At 30.6% G+C, this 20,816-nt stretch carries 14 protein-coding genes; 12 read left to right on the top strand and 2 right to left on the bottom strand.

All coding sequences use genetic code 11. The features are described 5' to 3' along the window. Window positions 1-161: 161 nt before the first annotated feature. The 3 genes from aceE to ACTTAU_RS00735 are packed head-to-tail and all read left to right on the top strand — an operon-like array spanning window position 162 to window position 5,393. Window positions 162-3,200 carry a pyruvate dehydrogenase (acetyl-transferring), homodimeric type gene (gene aceE / locus ACTTAU_RS00745; RefSeq protein ID WP_438304613.1) on the top strand — a complete coding sequence of 1,013 codons (3,039 nt, stop codon included), beginning with the start codon at window positions 162-164 and terminating at the stop codon, window positions 3,198-3,200. Window positions 3,201-3,207: 7 nt separating this feature from the next. Beyond that, entirely contained in the window at window positions 3,208-4,497 is a 1,290-nt protein-coding gene (locus ACTTAU_RS00740; RefSeq protein WP_438304612.1) for a 2-oxo acid dehydrogenase subunit E2, read from the top strand. 14 nt (window positions 4,498-4,511) lie between these two features. Next, on the top strand, window positions 4,512-5,393 hold the full coding sequence (locus tag ACTTAU_RS00735; protein WP_440632899.1) for a DMT family transporter: 882 nt from the start codon (window positions 4,512-4,514) through the stop codon (window positions 5,391-5,393). On the opposite strand, the gene ACTTAU_RS00730 is transcribed toward ACTTAU_RS00735, so the two are convergent. Further along, a complete protein-coding gene (locus ACTTAU_RS00730; protein ID WP_438304610.1) occupies window positions 5,390-6,205 on the bottom strand; it encodes an undecaprenyl-diphosphate phosphatase in 816 nt (271 codons plus the stop codon). The genes ACTTAU_RS00735 and ACTTAU_RS00730 overlap by 4 nt on opposite strands. Window positions 6,206-6,336: 131 nt before the next feature. Between ACTTAU_RS00730 and ACTTAU_RS00725 the strand changes: the two genes are divergently transcribed. Continuing rightward, window positions 6,337-7,776, top strand: a complete 1,440-nt coding sequence (locus ACTTAU_RS00725) for an NAD(P)-dependent oxidoreductase (RefSeq protein WP_438304609.1) — start codon at window positions 6,337-6,339, stop codon at window positions 7,774-7,776. Next, a complete protein-coding gene (gltB, locus tag ACTTAU_RS00720; protein ID WP_438304607.1) occupies window positions 7,776-12,281 on the top strand; it encodes a glutamate synthase large subunit in 4,506 nt (1,501 codons plus the stop codon). The genes ACTTAU_RS00725 and gltB overlap by 1 nt, the downstream gene beginning before the upstream one ends. On the opposite strand, the gene ACTTAU_RS00715 is transcribed toward gltB, so the two are convergent. Next, on the bottom strand, window positions 12,278-13,021 hold the full coding sequence (locus ACTTAU_RS00715) for an alpha/beta hydrolase (protein WP_438304606.1): 744 nt from the start codon (window positions 13,019-13,021) through the stop codon (window positions 12,278-12,280). The genes gltB and ACTTAU_RS00715 overlap by 4 nt on opposite strands. 42 nt (window positions 13,022-13,063) lie before the next feature. Between ACTTAU_RS00715 and ACTTAU_RS00710 the strand changes: the two genes are divergently transcribed. The 7 genes from ACTTAU_RS00710 to pheT are packed head-to-tail and all read left to right on the top strand — an operon-like array spanning window position 13,064 to window position 20,812. Further along, complete coding sequence (locus ACTTAU_RS00710; protein ID WP_438304605.1) at window positions 13,064-14,218, top strand: glycosyltransferase family 4 protein; 1,155 nt, start codon at window positions 13,064-13,066, stop codon at window positions 14,216-14,218. Further along, on the top strand, window positions 14,219-16,135 hold the full coding sequence (gene thrS / locus ACTTAU_RS00705; RefSeq protein ID WP_438304602.1) for a threonine--tRNA ligase: 1,917 nt from the start codon (window positions 14,219-14,221) through the stop codon (window positions 16,133-16,135). Next, window positions 16,136-16,681 (top strand): translation initiation factor IF-3, encoded by a 546-nt coding sequence (gene infC / locus ACTTAU_RS00700; RefSeq protein ID WP_157101749.1) that lies wholly within the window; start codon window positions 16,136-16,138, stop codon window positions 16,679-16,681. 53 nt (window positions 16,682-16,734) lie between these two features. After that, window positions 16,735-16,941: a 50S ribosomal protein L35 gene (gene rpmI / locus ACTTAU_RS00695; protein WP_438304599.1), complete on the top strand. Its 207-nt coding sequence runs from the start codon at window positions 16,735-16,737 to the stop codon at window positions 16,939-16,941. Window position 16,942: 1 nt separating this feature from the next. Further along, window positions 16,943-17,299 carry a 50S ribosomal protein L20 gene (gene rplT, locus ACTTAU_RS00690; protein ID WP_085114831.1) on the top strand — a complete coding sequence of 119 codons (357 nt, stop codon included), beginning with the start codon at window positions 16,943-16,945 and terminating at the stop codon, window positions 17,297-17,299. A gap of 40 nt (window positions 17,300-17,339) precedes the next feature. After that, window positions 17,340-18,407 carry a phenylalanine--tRNA ligase subunit alpha gene (pheS, locus tag ACTTAU_RS00685; RefSeq protein ID WP_438304598.1) on the top strand — a complete coding sequence of 356 codons (1,068 nt, stop codon included), beginning with the start codon at window positions 17,340-17,342 and terminating at the stop codon, window positions 18,405-18,407. Further along, window positions 18,404-20,812, top strand: coding sequence for a phenylalanine--tRNA ligase subunit beta (gene pheT, locus ACTTAU_RS00680; protein WP_438304597.1), 2,409 nt, complete (start codon window positions 18,404-18,406; stop codon window positions 20,810-20,812). The genes pheS and pheT overlap by 4 nt, the downstream gene beginning before the upstream one ends. Window positions 20,813-20,816 lie beyond the last annotated feature (4 nt).

The following is a 20,816-nucleotide window of genomic DNA, read 5'->3' as shown; positions in this document are numbered from 1 at the left end:
TTGACTATCAAGTGGATTAAAATTCCTGTTTTTTAAAATTTTAAATATTAATTTTTTTATCATATTTAAAATTTTTCATCTAAGATTGTTAAAAATTTGCACAAAATGTGTCTAAAATTAAGAATAATTATCTATTTTTTAGTGTATAAGTTCTTAAAAAAATGAGCTCTAAATTATTAGTTCCAGACATAGGCGATTTCGAAAAAGTTGAAGTGATAGAAGTTTTAGTTAAAGAGGGCGATGAAATTAAGCTTAATGATCCTGTAATTACTATTGAAAGTGATAAATCAAGTGTAGAGATTCCTTCTACATTAGAGGGAAAAATCGAGAGCCTAAATATTAAAGTTGGAGATAAAGTCTCAAAAGATGATTTAATTTTAACAGTTGCTTCTGAAAATACGTCTAGCAAAGATGAAAAAATAATTCCTAAAGATACTGAAAATTTAATTAGAGAAGCAGAACAAGCATTAAAAGAAAAAGAAAATGTTGTTCAAACTAATAAAATTGTTACCCCAGAAAAACCTGAAATTATTCAAGTTGTAAATCAAGGTGATATAGATCCTTTAGAAACCCAAGAATGGTTAGAGTCTTTATCTGCAGTAATTGATAAAGATGGAAATCACAGAGCTCATTATCTAATTAAGGAACTTATAAATAAGGCATATATGCATGGAGTGAATATTCCCTACACTCAAAATACCCCTTATATAAATACCATTCCAGCTGATGAGGAAAAAAAATCTACCGGGGACCAGAATATCGAAAGAAGAATTCGATCATTTATTAGATGGAATGCAGCAGCAATGGTTGTTAGGGCTAATAAAAAATTTCCAGAATTAGGTGGACATATAGGAACATTTGCATCAGCGGCAACTTTATACGATGTGGGAATTAATCATTTTTTCAGGGCAAAAAATAATAAATTCGGTGGAGACTTAGTTTATTTTCAAGGTCATAGTGCTCCTGGAATGTATGCGAGAGCGTATTTAGAAGGAAGATTAAACGAAAAACAATTAGACAATTTTAGACAAGAAGTTAAGCCTGGAGGCTTATCATCATATCCTCATCCATGGTTGATGCCTAACTTTTGGCAATTCCCAACTGTTTCTATGGGTCTTGGGCCAATGCTTGCAATCTATCAAGCAAGATACATGAAATATTTAATCAATAGAGGTTTAATTAAAGACGAAGGTAGAAAAGTTTGGGCATTTTTAGGTGATGGTGAAATGGATGAACCAGAGTCTTTAGGTGCAATTGGTTTAGCAGCAAGAGAAAAATTAGATAATTTAATTTTTGTAGTTAACTGCAATTTACAAAGACTAGATGGACCTGTTCGAGGTAATGGAAAAATTATTCAAGAACTTGAAGGAAGTTTTAGAGGAGCAGGTTGGAATGTAATCAAAGTGATTTGGGGTTCATATTGGGATCCATTGTTAGCAAATGATAAGACTGGACACTTAGTAAAAGCAATGAATGAAACAGTAGATGGTGAATATCAAGCAATGAAAGCAAGAGATGGAGCTTATGTTAGAGAAAAATTTTTTGGTAAATTCCCAGAAACAAGAGAACTAGTATCGAGTTTATCAGATAAAGATATTTGGAGATTAAATAGAGGAGGTCATGATCCCCACAAAGTGTTTGCTGCTTATGATAGAGCAACAAAAAATATAGGAAGCCCAACGGTTGTAATCGCTAAAACTATTAAAGGATATGGGATGGGTAAAACCGGTGAAAGTGTGAATACTACTCATCAAACTAAAAAATTAGATATTGATGATCTTATGTATTATCGAGATCGATTTGATGTACCTTTAACTGATGAGCAAGTAAAAAATATTGAATATTATAAGCCAGATGAAAATTCTGTTGAAATAAAATACTTAAAAGAAAGAAGACTTAAGTTAGGTGGATTTATTCCTGAAAGAAGTACATTTGCTAAGCCTATTAAAGCCCCTCCAAAAGATATATTTGACAATATGAAAGTTTCTACAGGTGAAAAAGAAATGTCGACAACAATGGTCTTGGTAAGAATGTTAACAAATTTATTAAGAGATAAAAATGTTGCCCCACGACTAGTTCCAATAATACCAGATGAGGCTAGAACTTTTGGTATGGAAGGATTTTTTCAAAAGATAGGCATTTATGCTCATGAAGGGCAAAAATATGAACCAGAAGATTCTGCTCAATTAAGTTCATATAGAGAAGATAAGAAAGGACAAGTTTTAGAGGAAGGTATTAACGAAGCTGGTGCAATGTCATCTTGGATTGCGGCAGGAACATCATACACAAATCATGATATTGAAATGATCCCAATTTATCTATTTTATTCAATGTTTGGTTTTCAAAGAATTGGAGATTTGGCTTGGGCCGGCGCAGACAGTCAATCTAGAGGTTTTCTAATTGGTGCAACAGCGGGAAGAACTACACTTGCGGGAGAAGGTTTACAGCATCAAGATGGACATAGTCATGTATTGGCTTCAACTATTCCAAACTGCATAAGTTATGATCCAACATTTCATTATGAATTAGCTGTAATCTTTAGAGAAGGATTAAGAAGAATGCATGAAAAAAGAGAAAATATTTTTTATTACATTACTACAATGAATGAAAATTACTCTCATCCTGAAATGCCGAAAGATAAAAAGTGTGAAGAAGGTATTTTAAAAGGGATGTACAAAATAAGAGACTTTAATAAAAATAAAAAAACAAAAATTCAATTTCTTGGATCTGGAACTATTTTAAGAGAAATGATTAAAGGTGCAGAGATTTTACAAAATGAATATCAAATTGATAGTGAAGTTTGGAGTGTGACAAGTTTTAATGAATTAAGAAAAAATGGAATGGAAGTCGAGCGATACAATCTTCTAAATCCAAACAAAGAACAAAAAAAATCTTATGTTGAGGAATGTTTGGGAAAAACAGAGGGGCCAATCATGGCTGCCTCTGATTATATGAGAATTAACTCTGATCAAATTAGACCATATGTTGAAAAAAGTTTTTACTCTTTAGGTACAGATGGATTTGGGAGAAGTGATACTAGAAAAAGTTTAAGAAATTTTTTTGAAGTTGATAAAGAACACATCGTTGCTTATGGTTTAAGTATTTTATCTAAAGAACAACTAATCGCCTCAAAATACGCCACAGAAGCGATGAAGAAATTCAAAATTGATCCAAACAAGCCAATGCCTACCAAGTTATAAACAAAGCATGTCTCTTATTGATTTAAAAGTACCAAATATTGGGGAATTTAAAGATGTGGAAGTAATTGAAGTTCTTGTTTCAGAAGGACAATCTATAAAAAAAAATGATCCATTAATTACTATAGAAAGTGACAAATCTAGTGTTGAAATCCCCAGTACTGAAGAGGGCAAAGTTACAAATGTTATAGTAAAGGTGGGAGATAAGATTTCAGAGGGATCAAAGATTTTAGAGATTGAAGTAAGTAAATCAAGTAATGCAGTTAAATCAAATGAAACTATCAAAAATCAAGAACAATCATTATCTGAAATAGATGTCAAAATAGAAGATACTCCAAATCAAGTTGTTCCAAGTCAAAATGTTAGCACCATAAGATCTAACAATAGTTCACTTGCTCTTGCATCGCCTAAAGTAAGAAAATTTGCAAGAGAATTAGGTGTAAACATTAACGCCTTATACGGAAGTGAAAGACGGGGCAGAGTGACAGAAGCAGATATAAAAAATTATATTTCAAATAAGCAAAATGTGCCTGTTAATTCTCAAGAGGAAAAATCACCAAAAAAAATTAATTTAGAATACTCCCATTCGGAATTTGGTGAAGTTGAAACAAAAGATATGCCGAGAGTAAAGAAATTAGCTTCAACATATTTGATGAATTCTTGGTCAAATATTCCGCATGTTACTAATCACGATGAAATTGATATTACAGAACTAGAAGATTTTAGAAATTCACTTACAGATATTTATACAGGGGAGAAAAAAAAAATTACTCCTTTAGCATTCATTATTAAAGCTTTGGTTGCATCATTAAAAAAATTTCCAAGCTTTAATTCTTCGATAGACGAAATTGAGGATGGAAAAATGACCTTGAAAAAATATTATCACATTGGAATTGCGGTAGACACTCCTCATGGACTAATGGTTCCAAAAATTAGAGATGCAAATAACAAAAGTATTTCTGTAATTAGTAAAGATTTAAAACAAGTAAGCGAGTTATGTCGAAATCTTAAAATTGATAAAAAAGAATTATTTGGTGGCTCAATGACAATAACAAGTCTAGGAGGCATTGGTGGATCATTTTTTACTCCAATAATCAATTATCCTGAAGTTGCTATTCTTGGTGTTGGTAAAAGTCAAAAAAAACAAATTTTTATGAATAATAAATTTGTAACACGCACCATGTTACCAATTTCTTTATCATATGATCATCGAATTATAGATGGAGCGGAAGCTGCAAGATTTAATAATGATTTAAAAGACAATCTTGGTAAAAATTTTGCATATAAACTAGCAGTCTAATAATGTCTAAGACTATGTCCTTATTAAGTGCTTTGCTATGCACTTTCATTTGGGGAACTACCTTTATAGCTCAAGAAACTGGAATGGATGAAATAGGTCCATTTACTTTTAACTCAATACGCTTTTTTGTGGGATGTTTTGCTATAGTTCCACTTGCTTATATTTTTGAGTATAAAAACTTTAGATCCTCTTTTCAGGTAAATAAAAAACTTTTCTTATATCTTGTGACATTAATTGGTTTATCTTTATTTTTAGGTTCTGCATTACAACAAGTGGCTTTAATTTATACTGATGTAGCAAATGCTGCTTTTTTTACTATTTTTTATGTGCCAATGGTTCCAATTATAGTTTTTTTTCTTCATAAGAGAGAAATACATTGGAGCGTTTGGCCTTCAGTAATTTTATGTGTAATTGGTGGTTATTTACTCACAAATTTTTACGATACAACGGTGAGAATTGGTGATGGCCTAGTTATTTTAGGAGCCTTTTTTTGGAGCACTCATATAATTTTTACTGGGATGATCATAAAAAAATATAATTATCCTCTTACAATTGGAGCAATCCAGACATTTATAGTGGCAATACTATCTTTAATTATAGCATTAATGTTTGAAGAATTAATTTTAGAAAATATTTTAAAAGAAAAAATTGAAATTTTGTACGCAGGTGTTTTGTCAGGAGGTTTAGCTTTTGTTCTACAGATTTATGCACAAAAAAACATCACTCCAGCTCCAGCTGCAATTATATTTTCTTTGGAAGGCGTGTTTGCAACTATAGCTGCATGGTTTTTGTTAAATCAAATTTTAGATATTAATAATGTTTTAGGATGCATCTTTATCTTGAGCGGAGTTCTGCTATCTCAACTTTTACCATTAGTTAAGAATAAAAAACTTTAGTATATTAGATAGAACAAAAAAAATGAAATTAAGATCCTATAAATTACAAATGCATTCATAGAAAATTTGTTAATATAAATTAGAAAGTACTTAACTGTAATATAAGAAAAAATAAAAGATAAAACTATAGCCACTAACACTTGAAGGTTAAAATTAATTTGTTCCAAAGTTAGATCACTTAAACTAAGAAAACTAGCACCAGCTAAAGCTGGAATTGAAAGTAAAAATGAAATTTTACTAGAGTCTACTCTATTAAATTTTAAAATCCTTGCTGCAGTAATTGTGATACCAGCTCTACTTACCCCAGGTATTAATGACAATATTTGAAATAATCCAATTATCAATATTGTTTTTAGATTTAAATTGTTTGAAATTTTATTATCAAATCTACTCCTATCAGCAAAAAAAAGAATAATAGCAAAAATAAAAGTTGTCCAAGCTATAACTTCTATATTTCTCAATAAATCAATTAATCCTGTTTTGAATATGAAATAACCCACGATAATTAATGGAAATGATCCAAAAAATATTAATAACAAAATTCTCTGATTATTTTTAAGGTCAAATAATTCTCGCTTAAAAAAAAATATTATTGCTAAGAGAGATCCTAAATGAAGACTTGTATCAATTAATAGCGAACTAGAATGAAATTCATATAAAGTTGAAACAATAATTAAATGAGCTGAAGAGCTTATAGGCAAAAACTCAGACACACCTTGTATTAAAGCAAGAATAAAAATTTCTATAATATTTTGAAACATATGAACGTCGTAACTTATAAATTTTTTTTTTAAACAATTCGATTTAAGCATATTAGATATGCAATAGCGGTATTAGCCATTAAAATTGCTATTATATTAAAATTATAGGTCAATATTACTGTCTCTTTTTAAGCTTTAACTATTAAAAACTATGTATAATTTGCTGAAAATCAAAAAATTTTATGACTGATAAAATGCTAAAATTCACTGAAATAGGTCAACAAAACCCACCTAAAAGAGAGGTGGAAAAAAGAAAGTCTGACTTTAATGAGATTTATGATGAATTTATAACCGAAAAAGCAAAGGAGCAAGCAAGCAGATGTTCACAATGTGGAGTTCCGTTTTGTCAAGTACACTGCCCTCTTAGTAATAATATTCCAGACTGGCTAAAATTGACCGCAGAAGGAAGAGTTAAAGAAGCATATGAGTTATCACAAAGTACTAATAATATGCCGGAGGTATGTGGACGTATTTGTCCTCAAGATAGATTATGTGAAGGTAATTGTGTCATAGAACAATCAGGTCATGGAACTGTAACAATTGGCTCTATGGAAAAATATATTACAGATACAGCGTGGGAACAAGGCTGGGTAAAACCTATTAAAATCCAAAGTGAAAAAAATCAAAGCATTGGAATAATTGGAGCAGGTCCAGCAGGACTTGCAGCTGCCGAACAATTAAGAAAACAAGGATATAAAATCACTGTATACGATAGATATGATCGACCTGGCGGACTATTGATTTATGGAATCCCTAATTTTAAATTAGAAAAATTTGTTGTTGAGAGAAGAACTAATTTACTGAAAGAGAGTGGAATTAAATTTGTTCAGAACTTTGAAGTTGGGAAAGATTCAACATTAGACCAGTTAAGAAAGAAACATGATGCGTTGCTTATTGCAACAGGCGTTTACAAAGCAAGAGAGATAGATTTACCAGGAAACGATTTAAATAATATTTTTCCTGCAATGGAATTTTTAACTGCATCAAATAGAAAGGGTTTAGGTGATAAGGTAGATTTATTTGATAAGGGAGTTTTAAATGCTGAAGGCAAAGATGTTGTAGTCATAGGAGGTGGTGATACTGCAATGGACTGTGTAAGGACATCAATTAGACAAAATGCAAAATCAGTTAAATGTTTATATAGAAGAGATAAACAAAATATGCCAGGTTCAGCAAGAGAAGTAGCTAATGCTGAAGAAGAAGGTGTGGAATTTGTTTGGTTATCAAGCCCTAAAGAATTTAAAGGTTTGAGTAAAATTGAAAAAGTTATAGTTGATCAAATTCAATTAGGAGAGCCTGATGATTCAGGAAGAAGAAGACCTGAAATTAAAATTGGATCTGAATTTGAGATCAAGGCAGATATGGTAATAAAAGCATTAGGTTTTGATCCAGAAAATTTACCAACATTATTTGATGCACCAGAACTTTCAGTTTCAAAATGGGGAACTATTAAAACTGATTTTGATACCATGGAAACAAACTTAAAAGGTGTTTTTGCAGCAGGAGATATTGTTAGAGGAGCTTCATTAGTGGTTTGGGCAATTAAAGATGGTAGAGATGCTGCAACTTCAATAAAGAAATATTTAGAAAACAAAGAAATCAAACAATCCAAAGTCGCGTAATGAACAATTATAAAAAAAACGTTGAATTATTAAAAAGAAATCACGTTTATTCGCAGGAAATGGAACACGACGCTTGTGGTGTTGGTTTGATTGCTTCAACAGAGGGAAAAAAATCACGTCAAATTGTTGAATATGGCATTGAGGCATTAAAAGCGGTTTGGCATAGAGGAGCTGTTGATGCAGATGGAAAAACTGGCGATGGAGCAGGTATTCACTTGGAAATACCCAAAGATTTTTTCATAGAAAAGATTGAAGTTACCGGGCACAAGTATGATAACGCAGAAATTTGTGTAGGAATGATTTTTCTACCAAGAAATGATTATGCTTCTCAAGAAAATTGTAAAACGATCGTAGAAAGTGAATTAACCAAAAATAATTTTAATATTTATGGTTGGAGACAAGTGCCAGTAAATCCAAAAGTTCTTGGGGAAAAAGCATTTCAAACAATGCCAGAAATTATTCAAGTTTTATTTAAATCAAATGACAAAGATTTATCAAATAAAAATTTAGAGAGAAAAATTTACGAGACGAGAAGAAAAATTGAAAATAGTGCTTTTAGCTCATCCTTGAATAATTTTTATATTTGCTCAATGAGTTCGAAGTCAATAATTTATAAAGGAATGTTCCTAGCTGAGGGAATTTCTGATTTTTATTTGGATTTAAAAGATGAAAGATTTATTTCAAGATATGCAATATTTCATCAACGATTTTCAACTAACACTGCACCAAGCTGGAATTTAGCTCAACCTTTTAGAGCAATAGCTCATAATGGAGAAATTAATACATATAGGGGCAATAAAAACTGGATGAGAGTACATGAAGAGGAAATGAATAGTCCTCTTTTTGACGATGTAAATAACTTGAAACCAGTAATTCAAAAGGGGGCATCTGACTCTGCTGCTTTAGATAATGTTTTTGAATTATTAAATATCTCTGGCCAACCTGCTCCACTTGCAAAATTAATGTTGGTGCCAGATGCTTGGTCAAAAAAAAGTAAAACCTTACCTAAAGATCATCAACAATTATTTAACTTTTTAAACAGCACAATGGAGCCATGGGATGGTCCAGCAGCAATAGCAGCAACAGACAATGAATGGGTTATAGCTGCTAATGATAGAAATGGTTTGAGACCTCTTAGATATGCAATCACTAAAGACAAACTCTTATTTGCAGGTTCTGAGACAGGTATGATTGAGTTAAATGAGAAAAAGATTCTGTCTAAGGGAAGATTGGGGCCTGGAGAGATAATTGGGGTAAGAATAGAAAAAGGAAAAGTATTTACAAATGAAAAAATTAAGGATTTTTTGGCAAAAGAATACAAACATTTTAATTCTCAAATTATAGACTTAGACGACAAGTTAGTAATCTCGAATGAAAAAAATACATTTTCTGGAGAAGAGCTAAGAAGAAAACAGCATACTTTTGGAATAAGTTTAGAAGACTTAGAACTTATATTGCATCCAATGGCTGAAGATGCAAAAGAAGCGACCGGTTCAATGGGAGACGATACTCCCCTAGCTGTTTTATCTGATAAATATAGACCTTTATATCATTTTTTCAGGCAAAATTTTAGTCAAGTTACAAACCCACCAATTGACTCGTTGAGAGAAAATAAAGTCATGAGTTTAAAGACTAGATTTGGAAATTTAGGAAATATTTTAGATTTTGATACTTTAACTAAAGAAAATATTTATGTGCTTAACAGCCCAATCTTGTCTAATTCACAATTTGATAAATTTATAAATTTCTTTGGAAAAAATTCTGCAGTCATCGATTGTACTTTCTTAAGTGAGGAAACTTTATCATCCGCCATTGATAGAATTCAAAAAGAAGCTGAAATTTCAGTAAGACAAGGAGTTACTCAAATAATTTTAAGTGATAAAAATTTATCATCTAACAATCTGCCGATGCCAATGTTGTTATGTGTTGGGGCAATAAATTCATTTTTAATTCAGAAAAAATTAAGAGGATATGTATCAATAAATGTTCAATCTGGAGAAGCATTAGACACCCATTCATTTGCAACTTTAATAGGGGTTGGTGCAACAACGGTAAATCCTTATTTAGCCTTTGATAGTTTGTACCAGAGATTTGAAAAAAAATTATTTGGTCAATTTAGTTTTGATGAGTGTGTTGAGAGATATATTAAATCTGTTAACGCTGGTCTTTTGAAAATTATGTCCAAGATGGGGATTTCTGTTTTAAGTTCATATAGAGGTGGATGCAATTTTGAGACAGTAGGCTTAAGTAGAACAATTGTTGCTGATTATTTTCCAGGCGTAGTTTCAAAAATTTCTGGAATAGGTTTACTTGGGATTGAAAAAAAAATAAGAGCCATTCATAAAGAGGCCTATGAAAGTTCAGACACAGTTTTACCTATAGGCGGAATTTACCGTTACAGAAAAAATGGTGAAACACACCAATATCAAGGAAAATTGATACACCTCTTACAAAGTGCAGTAGGATCTAATTCATATGATGCATATAAAAAATATGCTAAGGGAATTTATAACTTACCGCCAATTAATCTAAGAGATTTAATTGATTTTAGAAAAAGAAAATTAGGACCCTCAATTGATATTTCTGAAGTTGAACCAATTGAGAATATTTTAAAAAGATTTGGTAGTGGAAGTATGTCTCATGGAGCTTTATCAAAAGAAGCACACGAGACTTTAGCGATGGGGATGAATAGAATTAAAGGTGCATCATGTAGTGGTGAAGGTGGTGAAGATGAAAAGAGATTTAAAGTTTTAGAAAGTGGCGATAGTGCAAATTCAAGAGTAAAGCAAATTGCTTCAGCAAGATTTGGGGTGACAATAAATTATTTAAATAATTGTAATGAGATAGAAATAAAAATTGCTCAAGGTGCGAAACCTGGAGAAGGTGGTCAGTTACCAGGATTTAAAGTTACAGAAGAAATTGCAAGGTTAAGACACTCTACACCTGGGGTTACTTTGATTTCACCTCCACCTCATCACGATATTTATTCAATCGAAGATTTGGCCCAATTAATTTATGATCTAAAACAAATTAATCCTAAAGCAAGAATTGGTGTAAAATTAGTTGCATCATCTGGAGTAGGCACAATTGCAGCCGGTGTAGCTAAAGCAAAAGCTGATATAATTTTAATTTCAGGACATAATGGAGGCACAGGAGCCACACCACAAACAAGTGTAAAATATGTTGGTATCCCATGGGAGATGGGACTAACAGAAGCTAATCAAGTTCTGACGTTAAATAATTTAAGACATAAAGTTACCTTAAGAACTGATGGTGGAATTAAAACTGGAAGAGATGTTGTAATTGCTGCAATGATGGGAGCAGAAGAATATGGTGTTGCAACAACAGCTTTAGTTGCCATGGGATGTATTATGGTTAGACAATGTCACTCAAATACTTGTCCGGTAGGAGTGTGTACCCAAGATGAAAAATTAAGAGAAAAATTTACTGGTACACCTGATAAAGTTGTAAATTTATTCACTTTCATAGCTTCAGAAGTAAGAGAGATTTTAGCTAAACTTGGATTTAAATCTTTAAATGAAATCATTGGACGAACAGATTTATTAATGCAGGTTAGCAAAGCATCAGCAAACCTAGATGATTTAGATTTAAACCCTTTATTCGTTCAAGCGGATGCAGGAGATAATAAAAGATATTGTGAAAACTCTGAGATAAACTCTGTACCAGATACTCTTGATCAAGAGATATGGCCAGAGATTGAAAATGCATTAGACCAGTCAAAAACAATTGATAAAAAATATATTATAAAAAACACAAATAGAGCTGTTGGAACTAGAATAAGTCATCATTTGTATAGAAAATTTGGTTATGAGAAATTAGAGGATGGTTTTTTACTACTAAACTTTAAAGGTTCAGCTGGTCAATCATTTGGAGCATTTGCTGTAAAAGGTTTGAAGTTAATTTTGGAAGGAGATGCCAATGATTATGTTGGAAAAGGACTTTCAGGCGGGATTATTTCCATTAAACTTTCAGAAGAGAGCAATTTAATTTCAAATGAAAATACAATAATTGGGAATACAGTTTTATATGGAGCAACTTCAGGAAGATTGTTTGCAGCAGGTCAGGCAGGAGAGAGATTTGCAGTAAGAAATTCAGGAGCAACAACAGTTATCGAAGGATGCGATTCAAATGGTTGTGAGTATATGACAGGAGGTACAGTAGTAATATTAGGAAATGTTGGAGATAATTTTGCAGCAGGAATGACAGGGGGAATGGCATTTGTATATGACATTTCAAACGATTTTGAAAAAAAAGTTAATCCAGATTCTGTTGTATGGCAAAAAATAGAAACAGAATTTTGGTCAAACCGTTTAAAAAAACTCGTATCTGAACATGCATCAGAGACTAATTCTGAGTTATCAAAAAAAATAATTAGTAATTTTGAAAATGAAATTGAAAACTTTATTCAAGTATGCCCTAAAGAAATGCTGGATAAACTAAGTAATCCTATTACTTTTAAAAAAACTATTAAAGAAGTAAGTTAGAGAATTAAATTTAATTCATTAGTTAATATCTTTAACCATTTCTTTGAAGATAAACTGTGATCTCCATTTTTAACGATAACTAATTTTTTTTCAGCTTTTTTAAATAGTTTTAAAACTTTTCTTGAGTATGTGACTGGCACCGACTCATCTTTTTCACCATGAACCATAGTAACATTTAACTTTTGATTAATAATTTTTTTTAAAATTTTATTTTTTCGACCGTCTTTTATTAATTGTAATGTGATCGGATATTCATATTTTCCATGTTTTAAATTTATTATTCCTTTTCTAGTAATTTCTTTTTTCATATTTTTAGTAAATTTTTTCCACATTAAATTTTCTAAAAATTCAGGAGCTGATCCTATTCCAAGAAAACCTCTAATTTGATTTTTAAAAATTTTGAACTGATTGAGAGAAATCCAGGCTCCCATACTTGATCCAATCAATATAAAATTATTTTTCTTTATGATTTTTTTTATGAGTAAAGAGGTTTCATTAGTCCATTTACTTATATTTCCACTTGTAAATTTTCCTGAAGATTTTCCATGACCTGAATATTCTAAAGCTAAAAATCCATAATTTTTTTTAATCGCAAATTTTAAAAAATGCTTAGGTTTTTTTCCTTCAAGATCTGACATAAAACCATGCAAGAATACAATATAAGGTCTATTTTTTTTATCATGTTTTAAATAGCGAATTTTTTTCGATTTTGATAAGTTATGATATCTGTATTTTATCATTAAAGTTTCATAGTTAATTCTATTAATATATAATCATATCAAATGACATCTAATTTAAAAGTTTTGCAAGTTATTCCAAAATTAGGATACGGAGGCGCAGAAACAGGCTGTTATGATATCGCACATTATTTGCCAGAGAATGGTTGCAAATCTTTTATAGTCACAAGTGGGGGTGACTTAACAAAATTTATAAACAAAGAAAAGGTTAAGCTAATTAAATTACCAGTACACAGTAAAAATCCATTATTAATTTTATTAAATACACTAGCTCTCATATTTATTATCATTTTTAATAATATCACTATTGTACATGCAAGAAGTAGAGCACCAGCATGGTCCTGCTTATTTGCAACCAAAATTACTAGAAGAAAGTTTGTAACAACATTTCACGGAACATATAACTTTAATAGTAAATTAAAAAGATTTTATAATTCAGTTATGGTAAAATCTAACTTAATCATTGCTGGATCAAATTTTATTTTCTCACACATCAAAAATAATTATTCAGATTATTTAGATATTAAAAATAAACTGCTAGTGATTTTTAGAGGTATTAACGTAGATTATTTTGATCACACAACAAAAACAGAATTAGAAGAAAAAAAACTATTAAAAAATTGGGGGATTGAAGAAAATAAAAAAATAATTTTATTGCCAGGCCGATTAACCTCATGGAAGGGCCAAGAGTTATTTTTAGAAGCTATAAATATGGTGAATATTCAACTTGGTTATGAGGCTTTTTATGCAGTTATTCTTGGAAGTGAACAAGGCCGTGACTTATATAAAAAAAAACTTATTAGACTGAGCGAACAATACAGAATGACCAAACAGGTAAAGTTTATAGATCACTGTAAAGATATGGCACTAGCTTACAAAGTTTCTGATATTGTTGTTTCATCATCGATTGAACCAGAGGCTTTTGGAAGAGTAGCGGTTGAGGCTCAATCTATGCAAAAAGTAATAATTGCAAGTGATATTGGTGGTTCTAATGAAACGGTAATTAATGAAAAAACTGGTTATCTATTTGAATCTGGAAATGCAAAATCATTATCTGATAAAATTCTAAAAGTGTTAAATTTAGATGAAACAACGATAAATACAATTGGTATTGAAGGAAGAAAAAATATTGTAAGCAAATTTAATGTTGAAAAAATGTGCTTTTCTACTTATTCAGAATACAAAAAACTAATAAATTAAATGCCTACTATAACATTACCAGACGGGAACAATTTAGAGTTTCCAAATAAGATAACAGGATTAGAAGTTGCTGAAAAAATTAGCAAGTCATTAGCCAAGCAAGCGATGATTGTGGCTGTCGATGGACAGTTGAAAGATTTAGATTTTATAATTGATAAAGATTGTTCTGTAAAAATATTTACTTCAAAAAATGAAGAAGGTTTAGAGACTATAAGACATGACACTGCTCATATATTAGCAATGGCTGTACAAGAATTATTTCCTGGCACACAAGTTACAATAGGGCCAGTAATTGAAAATGGTTTTTATTATGATTTTGCAAGAAAAGAACCCTTTACCGAAGATGATCTAAAAAAAATTGAAGAAAAAATGAAAGAGATTGTTGATAGAGATGTTGTTACAAAAAGAGAGGTTTGGTCAAGAGAAAAGGCAATCGAGCATTTTAAAAAAAAAGGTGAAATCTACAAAGCTGAATTAATTGAGAGCATTCCTCAAGGAGAGGAAGTTTCAATATATTTTCATGGAGATTGGCACGATCTATGTCGAGGACCGCATTTATCTTCTACTGGTAAAATTGGAAAATATTTTAAATTAATGAAAGTTTCAGGCGCTTATTGGAGAGGTGACTCAAATAACGAGATGCTTCAAAGAATTTATGGAACAAGTTGGGCCTCTCAAAAAGATCTAGATGCATATTTAAAAAGACTTGAGGAAGCTGAAAAAAGAGACCATAGGAAACTAGGCAGAGAAATGGATTTATTTCATTTTAGAGAAGAAAGCCCAGGATCTGTATTTTGGCATGAAAAGGGATGGGCTCTATTTCAAAAGTTAATTAATTATATGAGAGCTCGTCAAGATGCTGCAGGTTACAAGGAAGTAAATACACCAGAAGTTTTAGATCGTTTGTTGTGGGAAAAGTCAGGTCATTGGGAAAAATATGGAGAAAATATGTATACCTCTGAAACGCCTGATGAAAAAGTTTTTGCAATCAAACCGATGAATTGTCCTGGTCATATTCAAGTTTTTAACCAAGGTTTAAAAAGTTATAGAGATCTTCCTTTAAGAATAACTGAGTTTGGTAAAGTCCATCGATATGAGCCTTCTGGGGCTTTGCATGGCTTGTTAAGAGTTAGAGCATTTACTCAAGATGATGCACACATATTTTGTTCAGAGGATCAAATAACAAGTGAGTGTTTAAATGTAACCAATCTAATTCTAGACATTTATAAAGATCTGGGTTTTGAAAACGTAATTTTAAAATATGCAGATAGGCCAGAAGTTAGAGTTGGAGATGATGAAGTTTGGGATAAAGCAGAAGCATCTCTACTTGAAGCAGTAAAAGCTTCAAAACTGGAATATAGTATTAATAAAGGTGAAGGTGCTTTCTATGGCCCAAAGATAGAATTTGTTTTAAGAGATGCAATTGGTAGGGATTGGCAATGTGGAACGCTGCAAGTGGATTTAAATTTACCAGGAAGACTTGATGCTTCATATGTAGATAAAGATGGAACAAAAAAAGTTCCAGTGATGTTACATAGAGCTTTATTTGGATCTCTTGAAAGGTTTATAGGAATTTTAATTGAACACTATGCAGGCAAATTTCCTTTTTGGATTTCTCCGCTTCAAACTGTTGTAATTCCAATTACAGAAGAGTTTGATGATTATGCTATTCAGGTTTCAAAAAAGATTAAACAAGCTGGTATGAGTTCTTATGTTGATTTAAAAAAACATAATCTAAATTATAAAATTAGAGATCACTCACTTGCAAAAATACCTTTATTATTAATTTGTGGTAAAAAAGAAGTTGACAGTAACTCAGTAACGATTAGAAGATTAAACTCTAATAAACAAGAAAATATGGATTTAGACTTATTCTTAAAAACATTCTCTGCTTTAAACAAAGCATCTTCAAACTAAGTGGCAGATTTTAAACAAAACTATTTTCAGCGAAGAACTAAAGATCGTGGTCCAAGATCTAATAATAGAATTTCATCACCTGAGGTTCAAGTTATAGCAAGCGATGGAGAAAACTTAGGGGTTATAAGCACCAATGAAGCTATATCAATGGCAAAAAATCAGGGATTAGATTTAATTGAAATTGCACCTAATGCTAACCCACCAGTCTGTAAAATTATGGACATGGGTAAATTTAAATACGATGCACAAAAAAAAGCTAACCTTGCAAAGAAGAAACAAAAAATAGTTTTACTCAAGGAAATAAAAATGCGTCCAGTTACTGAAACTCATGATTATGAATTTAAAGTAAAGAACGCAAAAAAATTTATATCAAAAGGTGATAAAGTAAAATTTACAATCAGATTTAAAGGAAGAGAATTACAGCACTCACACCTTGGAAATGAATTGATGACTAAGATCAAAGAAGATATGAAGGAAGTCGGAAAAGTCGAATTGCATCCAAAATTTGATGGCAAGCAAATGATTATGGTAATTCAGCCTTTATAAGCCTTAATTTAGGTTGTAAATTTAAATCATTCTTTGTATAACCTCGCAGAATTATGCCAAAACTTAAAACAAAAAGCTCAGCAAAAAAAAGATTTAAAATATCTGCAAAGGGTAAAGTAATGACCGCTCAAGCTGGTAAAAGACATGGTATGATTAAAAGAACAAATTCACAAATTAGAAAATTAAGAGGCACAACTGCGATGTCAAAACAAGATGGAAAAATTGTAAAATCGTACATGCCTTACAGTTTAAGAGGATAAAATGGCAAGAGTTAAAAGAGGTGTAACCAGCCGAGCTAAACATAAAAAAGTTTTAAAAGCTGTTAAAGGTCAATGGGGCAGAAGAAAAAATACTATTAGAGTTGCAAAGCAGGCTATGGAGAAAGCTATGCAATATGCATACCGAGATAGAAGAAATAAAAAGAGAGATTTTAAGTCCCTATGGATACAAAGAATTAATGCCGGTGTTAGAGCTGAAGGTTTAACATACTCTAAATTTATTAATGGATTAACTAAGTGTGGAATTACTATTGATAGAAAAATTCTTGCAGAAATTGCTTACGATAGTCCAGAGGCATTTAAAACAATTGTTCAAAAAGCTCAATCTGCTTTAAATTAATCCCTATTGTTTTTATTTCTTTAAGAAATAATCTGTATTCATGTCTGATATTAAAAAAATTAAAGAAGAATTTCTTAATAAATTGCAGGATGATTTAAGTTTATCTGAAGTTAATCAAATTAAATCAGATTTGTTTGGTAAAAATGGGATTATTTCACTCGAGTTTAAAAAAATTGGCCAGATACAAGAGAGTGAAAGAAAAAAATTTGCATCTGATTTAAATGAGATAAAAAATATTTTACAGAATCAAATTGATTTTAAGATTAATAAAATTGAAGAGCTTGAGATAAATGAAAAGCTTAATAAAGAAAAAGTAGATGTAACACTTCCTTCAAGACCATATTTAAAAGGAAAAATTCATCCGGTATCACAAACTATAGATGAAATATCATCTATTTTTTCAGAAATTGGTTTTAGTGTTGAAGAAGGACCTGATGTAGAAAATGAATATAACAATTTTACTGCATTAAATACACCAGATAATCACCCAGCAAGAGATATGCATGACACTTTTTATCTTGATGACAATAAGCAAAAACTTTTAAGAACTCACACTTCACCAGTTCAAATTAGAACAATGTTAAAAGACAAACCTCCTTTTAAGATTATTGCACCAGGAAGAACTTACAGGTCTGATAGTGATCAAACACACGCCCCTATGTTTCATCAAGTTGAAGGATTGCATATTGATAAAAATATAAACATGGGACATTTAAAAGGATGTCTAAATTATTTTATAAAAGAGTTTTTTGAAGTTGATAAAATAAAGATGAGATTTAGACCAAGTCATTTCCCATTTACTGAACCTTCTGCAGAAGTTGATATTGGATATGAAATAAAAGATGGAAAAATAATAATCGGTGAGGGTGATAAGTGGTTAGAAATATTAGGCTGTGGAATGGTGCACCCTAATGTTTTAAATAATGTAAATGTAGATAGTAAGGTTTATCAAGGTTATGCATTTGGCATAGGTATTGATAGACTTGCAATGCTTAAATACGGAATTAATGATTTAAGAGCATTTTTTGAATGTGATTATAGATGGCTTAATCATTTTGGTTTTGATCCATTAGATGTTCCCAGTAACTATAGAGGCCTAAGTAGATGAAAATTACTTATGATTGGTTAAAAGATCACCTTAAAACTAAATCTACTGAAGCTCAATTAATTGAAAAATTGACGGATATAGGACTGGAAGTAGAGAGTGTAGAGACACCATCCTCAGATTTAGATTTTTTTAAAATAGCTAAGATAATTAAAACAGCAAAGCATCCAGATGCAGACAGACTAAAAGTTTGTGATGTTGATGTTGGAGAAAAAGATTTACTAAAAGTTGTTTGCGGTGCTCCGAATGCAAGAGAAGGATTATTTACTATTTATGCACCACCAGGAGCTATCATACCAAAAAATAAAATGAAGTTATCCATAAGTAAAATAAGAGGTGTAACTTCTTATGGAATGCTTTGTTCAGAATCAGAACTAAATCTATCTGAGGAAAGTGATGGAATAATAGAATTAGATCAATCTAAATATAATAAGAAAATTGGAAAAAAATACTTTTCTAAAAATCAATCAAATTTAATTGATTTATCAATTACCCCAAATAGACCAGATTGCCTAGGTGTTAAGGGAATAGCACGAGATCTTGCATCAACTGGCTTTGGAAAGTTTGTTGAAAGAAAAGAAAATAAAATAAAGTCTAAATTAAATCAAAAAATTAAAGTTAAGATCAATAAAGAAAAAAACCAGGGCTGCACTTCATTTGGAAGTTGTCTAATAACAAACATAAAAAATTGTGAAAGTCCTAAATGGTTAAAAGACAAATTAATTTCTATTGGTCAAAAGCCAATATCAGCAGTAGTAGACATAACAAATTATGTGATGCTAGATTTGAATAGACCACTTCATGCATATGATGCAGACAAAATCGACAAAGGTATTATTGTAAGAAATTCACAGAAAGGTGAAAAATTTACAGCCTTAGACAACAAAGATTACACACTTGAAGAAAATATGTGTGTAATTTCAGATAACACAGGTGTTCTGGGTTTAGGAGGAATTATTGGGGGCACAAGATCTGGAACTGAAATAGGTACAAAAAATGTATTAATTGAATCAGCATATTTTAATCCAAGATCAATTAGAAAAACTTCAAAATTATTAAATATTGATACAGATGCTAAATTTAGATTTGAAAGAGGGATTGATCCTTTATCGATTGAACAAGGAATTAATAGAGCTGCAGAATTGATCAAAGAAATTTGTGGTGGAGAAGTAAGTAAAATTGATATTCAAAAAATTGAAAAATTTGAAAAAACGAAAATAGAATTTGATATAGATTTATTTGAAAAAATTTCTGGATTTAAAATATCTACTAAAATAATGATGCAGATATTAAAAAACTTAGGTTTTGAAATAAAATCTGGAAAGAATAATTTAAAGCTCCAAGTTCCTTCATGGAGGCCAGATATTACTCAGCCAATCGATATTGTGGAAGAATTAGTAAGAATAAATGGATATGAAAAAATAAAAATTATAAATCCAGAAAAAACAAGAACCAAGCCTACATTAACAAAAACTCAGAGACAGTTTCATTTTTTACAAAGATCTCTTGCATCAAAAGGATATTCAGAAGCTATTACTTGGTCTTTTACTGACTCTAAAATTAACGATTTGTTTAAAGAACAAAAAAAATCAATAAAAATTGTTAACCCAATAAGTTCAGATTTAAATGTTTTAAGAAACTCAATTTTTTCAAATTTAATTTTTTACTTAAGAAAAAATCTTGATCGTGGCTTTAAAGATATTTCTTTATTTGAAATAGGTCCTGTTTTTTTTGGATCTGAGCCAGGTCAACAAGAAACAGTAATTGGAGGCTTAAACTCAGGTAAAAAATCAAGATTATCTTGGCTTCAAGATGAAAGAAATGTTGATGTTTTTGATGCAAAACAAGTAGTGATTCAAACTTTGGAAGAAACTGGTTTTAATCCAAATAAGCTTTTTATTGATAACATCACACCGAATTATTTTCATCCTGGAAAATCAGGAAGAGTTTTTTTGAACAAAGGTAAAGAAGATCTGGTAGCTTATTTTGGTGAGTTGCACCCAAGTATTTTGAAAAAATTAGATATCAAAACTGAAGCTTTGATTGGTTTTGAAATTTTTATGGATAATTTAAAAATTACTAAAAAAAGTTTAAAAGATCAAAAATCTAAATTTGAAGTGTCAGATTATCAAAAATCTGAGAGAGATTTTGCATTTATAGTTGATAAAAATTTTATCTCTCAAGACTTATTTGATGTGATCTATAATGTAGATAAAAATTTAATTAAAGATGTTAAGATTTTTGATGTTTATCAAGGAGAAAATGTACCTGCTGATAAAAAATCCATTGCTTTAAATGTTACAATTCAATCAAATGAAAAGACGCTTAAAGAGCAAGATTTAGACATATTAAATAAGACCTTAATTGAAGTAGTAGAAAAAAAAACTGGTGCTAAAATTAGATCATAGAACA

This window comes from Candidatus Pelagibacter sp. HIMB1505, assembly GCF_052047915.1.
Classification (GTDB): domain Bacteria; phylum Pseudomonadota; class Alphaproteobacteria; order Pelagibacterales; family Pelagibacteraceae; genus Pelagibacter; species Pelagibacter communis_A.
The sequence above is the reverse complement of the archived record's forward strand: the minus strand, read 5'-3'. Positions and strand labels throughout refer to the sequence as shown.

Bases quoted from the DNA above. Each gene is read 5' to 3' on its own strand.
- aceE (WP_438304613.1), top strand. From the start codon at position 162: ATGAGCTCTAAATTATTAGTTCCAGACATAGGCGATTTCGAAAAAGTT.
- ACTTAU_RS00740 (WP_438304612.1), top strand. From the start codon at position 3,208: ATGTCTCTTATTGATTTAAAAGTACCAAATATTGGGGAATTTAAAGAT.
- ACTTAU_RS00735 (WP_440632899.1), top strand. From the start codon at position 4,512: ATGTCCTTATTAAGTGCTTTGCTATGCACTTTCATTTGGGGAACTACC.
- ACTTAU_RS00730 (WP_438304610.1), bottom strand. From the start codon at position 6,205: ATGCTTAAATCGAATTGTTTAAAAAAAAAATTTATAAGTTACGACGTT.
- ACTTAU_RS00725 (WP_438304609.1), top strand. From the start codon at position 6,337: ATGACTGATAAAATGCTAAAATTCACTGAAATAGGTCAACAAAACCCA.
- gltB (WP_438304607.1), top strand. From the start codon at position 7,776: ATGAACAATTATAAAAAAAACGTTGAATTATTAAAAAGAAATCACGTT.
- ACTTAU_RS00715 (WP_438304606.1), bottom strand. From the start codon at position 13,021: ATGATAAAATACAGATATCATAACTTATCAAAATCGAAAAAAATTCGC.
- ACTTAU_RS00710 (WP_438304605.1), top strand. From the start codon at position 13,064: ATGACATCTAATTTAAAAGTTTTGCAAGTTATTCCAAAATTAGGATAC.
- thrS (WP_438304602.1), top strand. From the start codon at position 14,219: ATGCCTACTATAACATTACCAGACGGGAACAATTTAGAGTTTCCAAAT.
- rpmI (WP_438304599.1), top strand. From the start codon at position 16,735: ATGCCAAAACTTAAAACAAAAAGCTCAGCAAAAAAAAGATTTAAAATA.
- rplT (WP_085114831.1), top strand. From the start codon at position 16,943: ATGGCAAGAGTTAAAAGAGGTGTAACCAGCCGAGCTAAACATAAAAAA.
- pheS (WP_438304598.1), top strand. From the start codon at position 17,340: ATGTCTGATATTAAAAAAATTAAAGAAGAATTTCTTAATAAATTGCAG.
- pheT (WP_438304597.1), top strand. From the start codon at position 18,404: ATGAAAATTACTTATGATTGGTTAAAAGATCACCTTAAAACTAAATCT.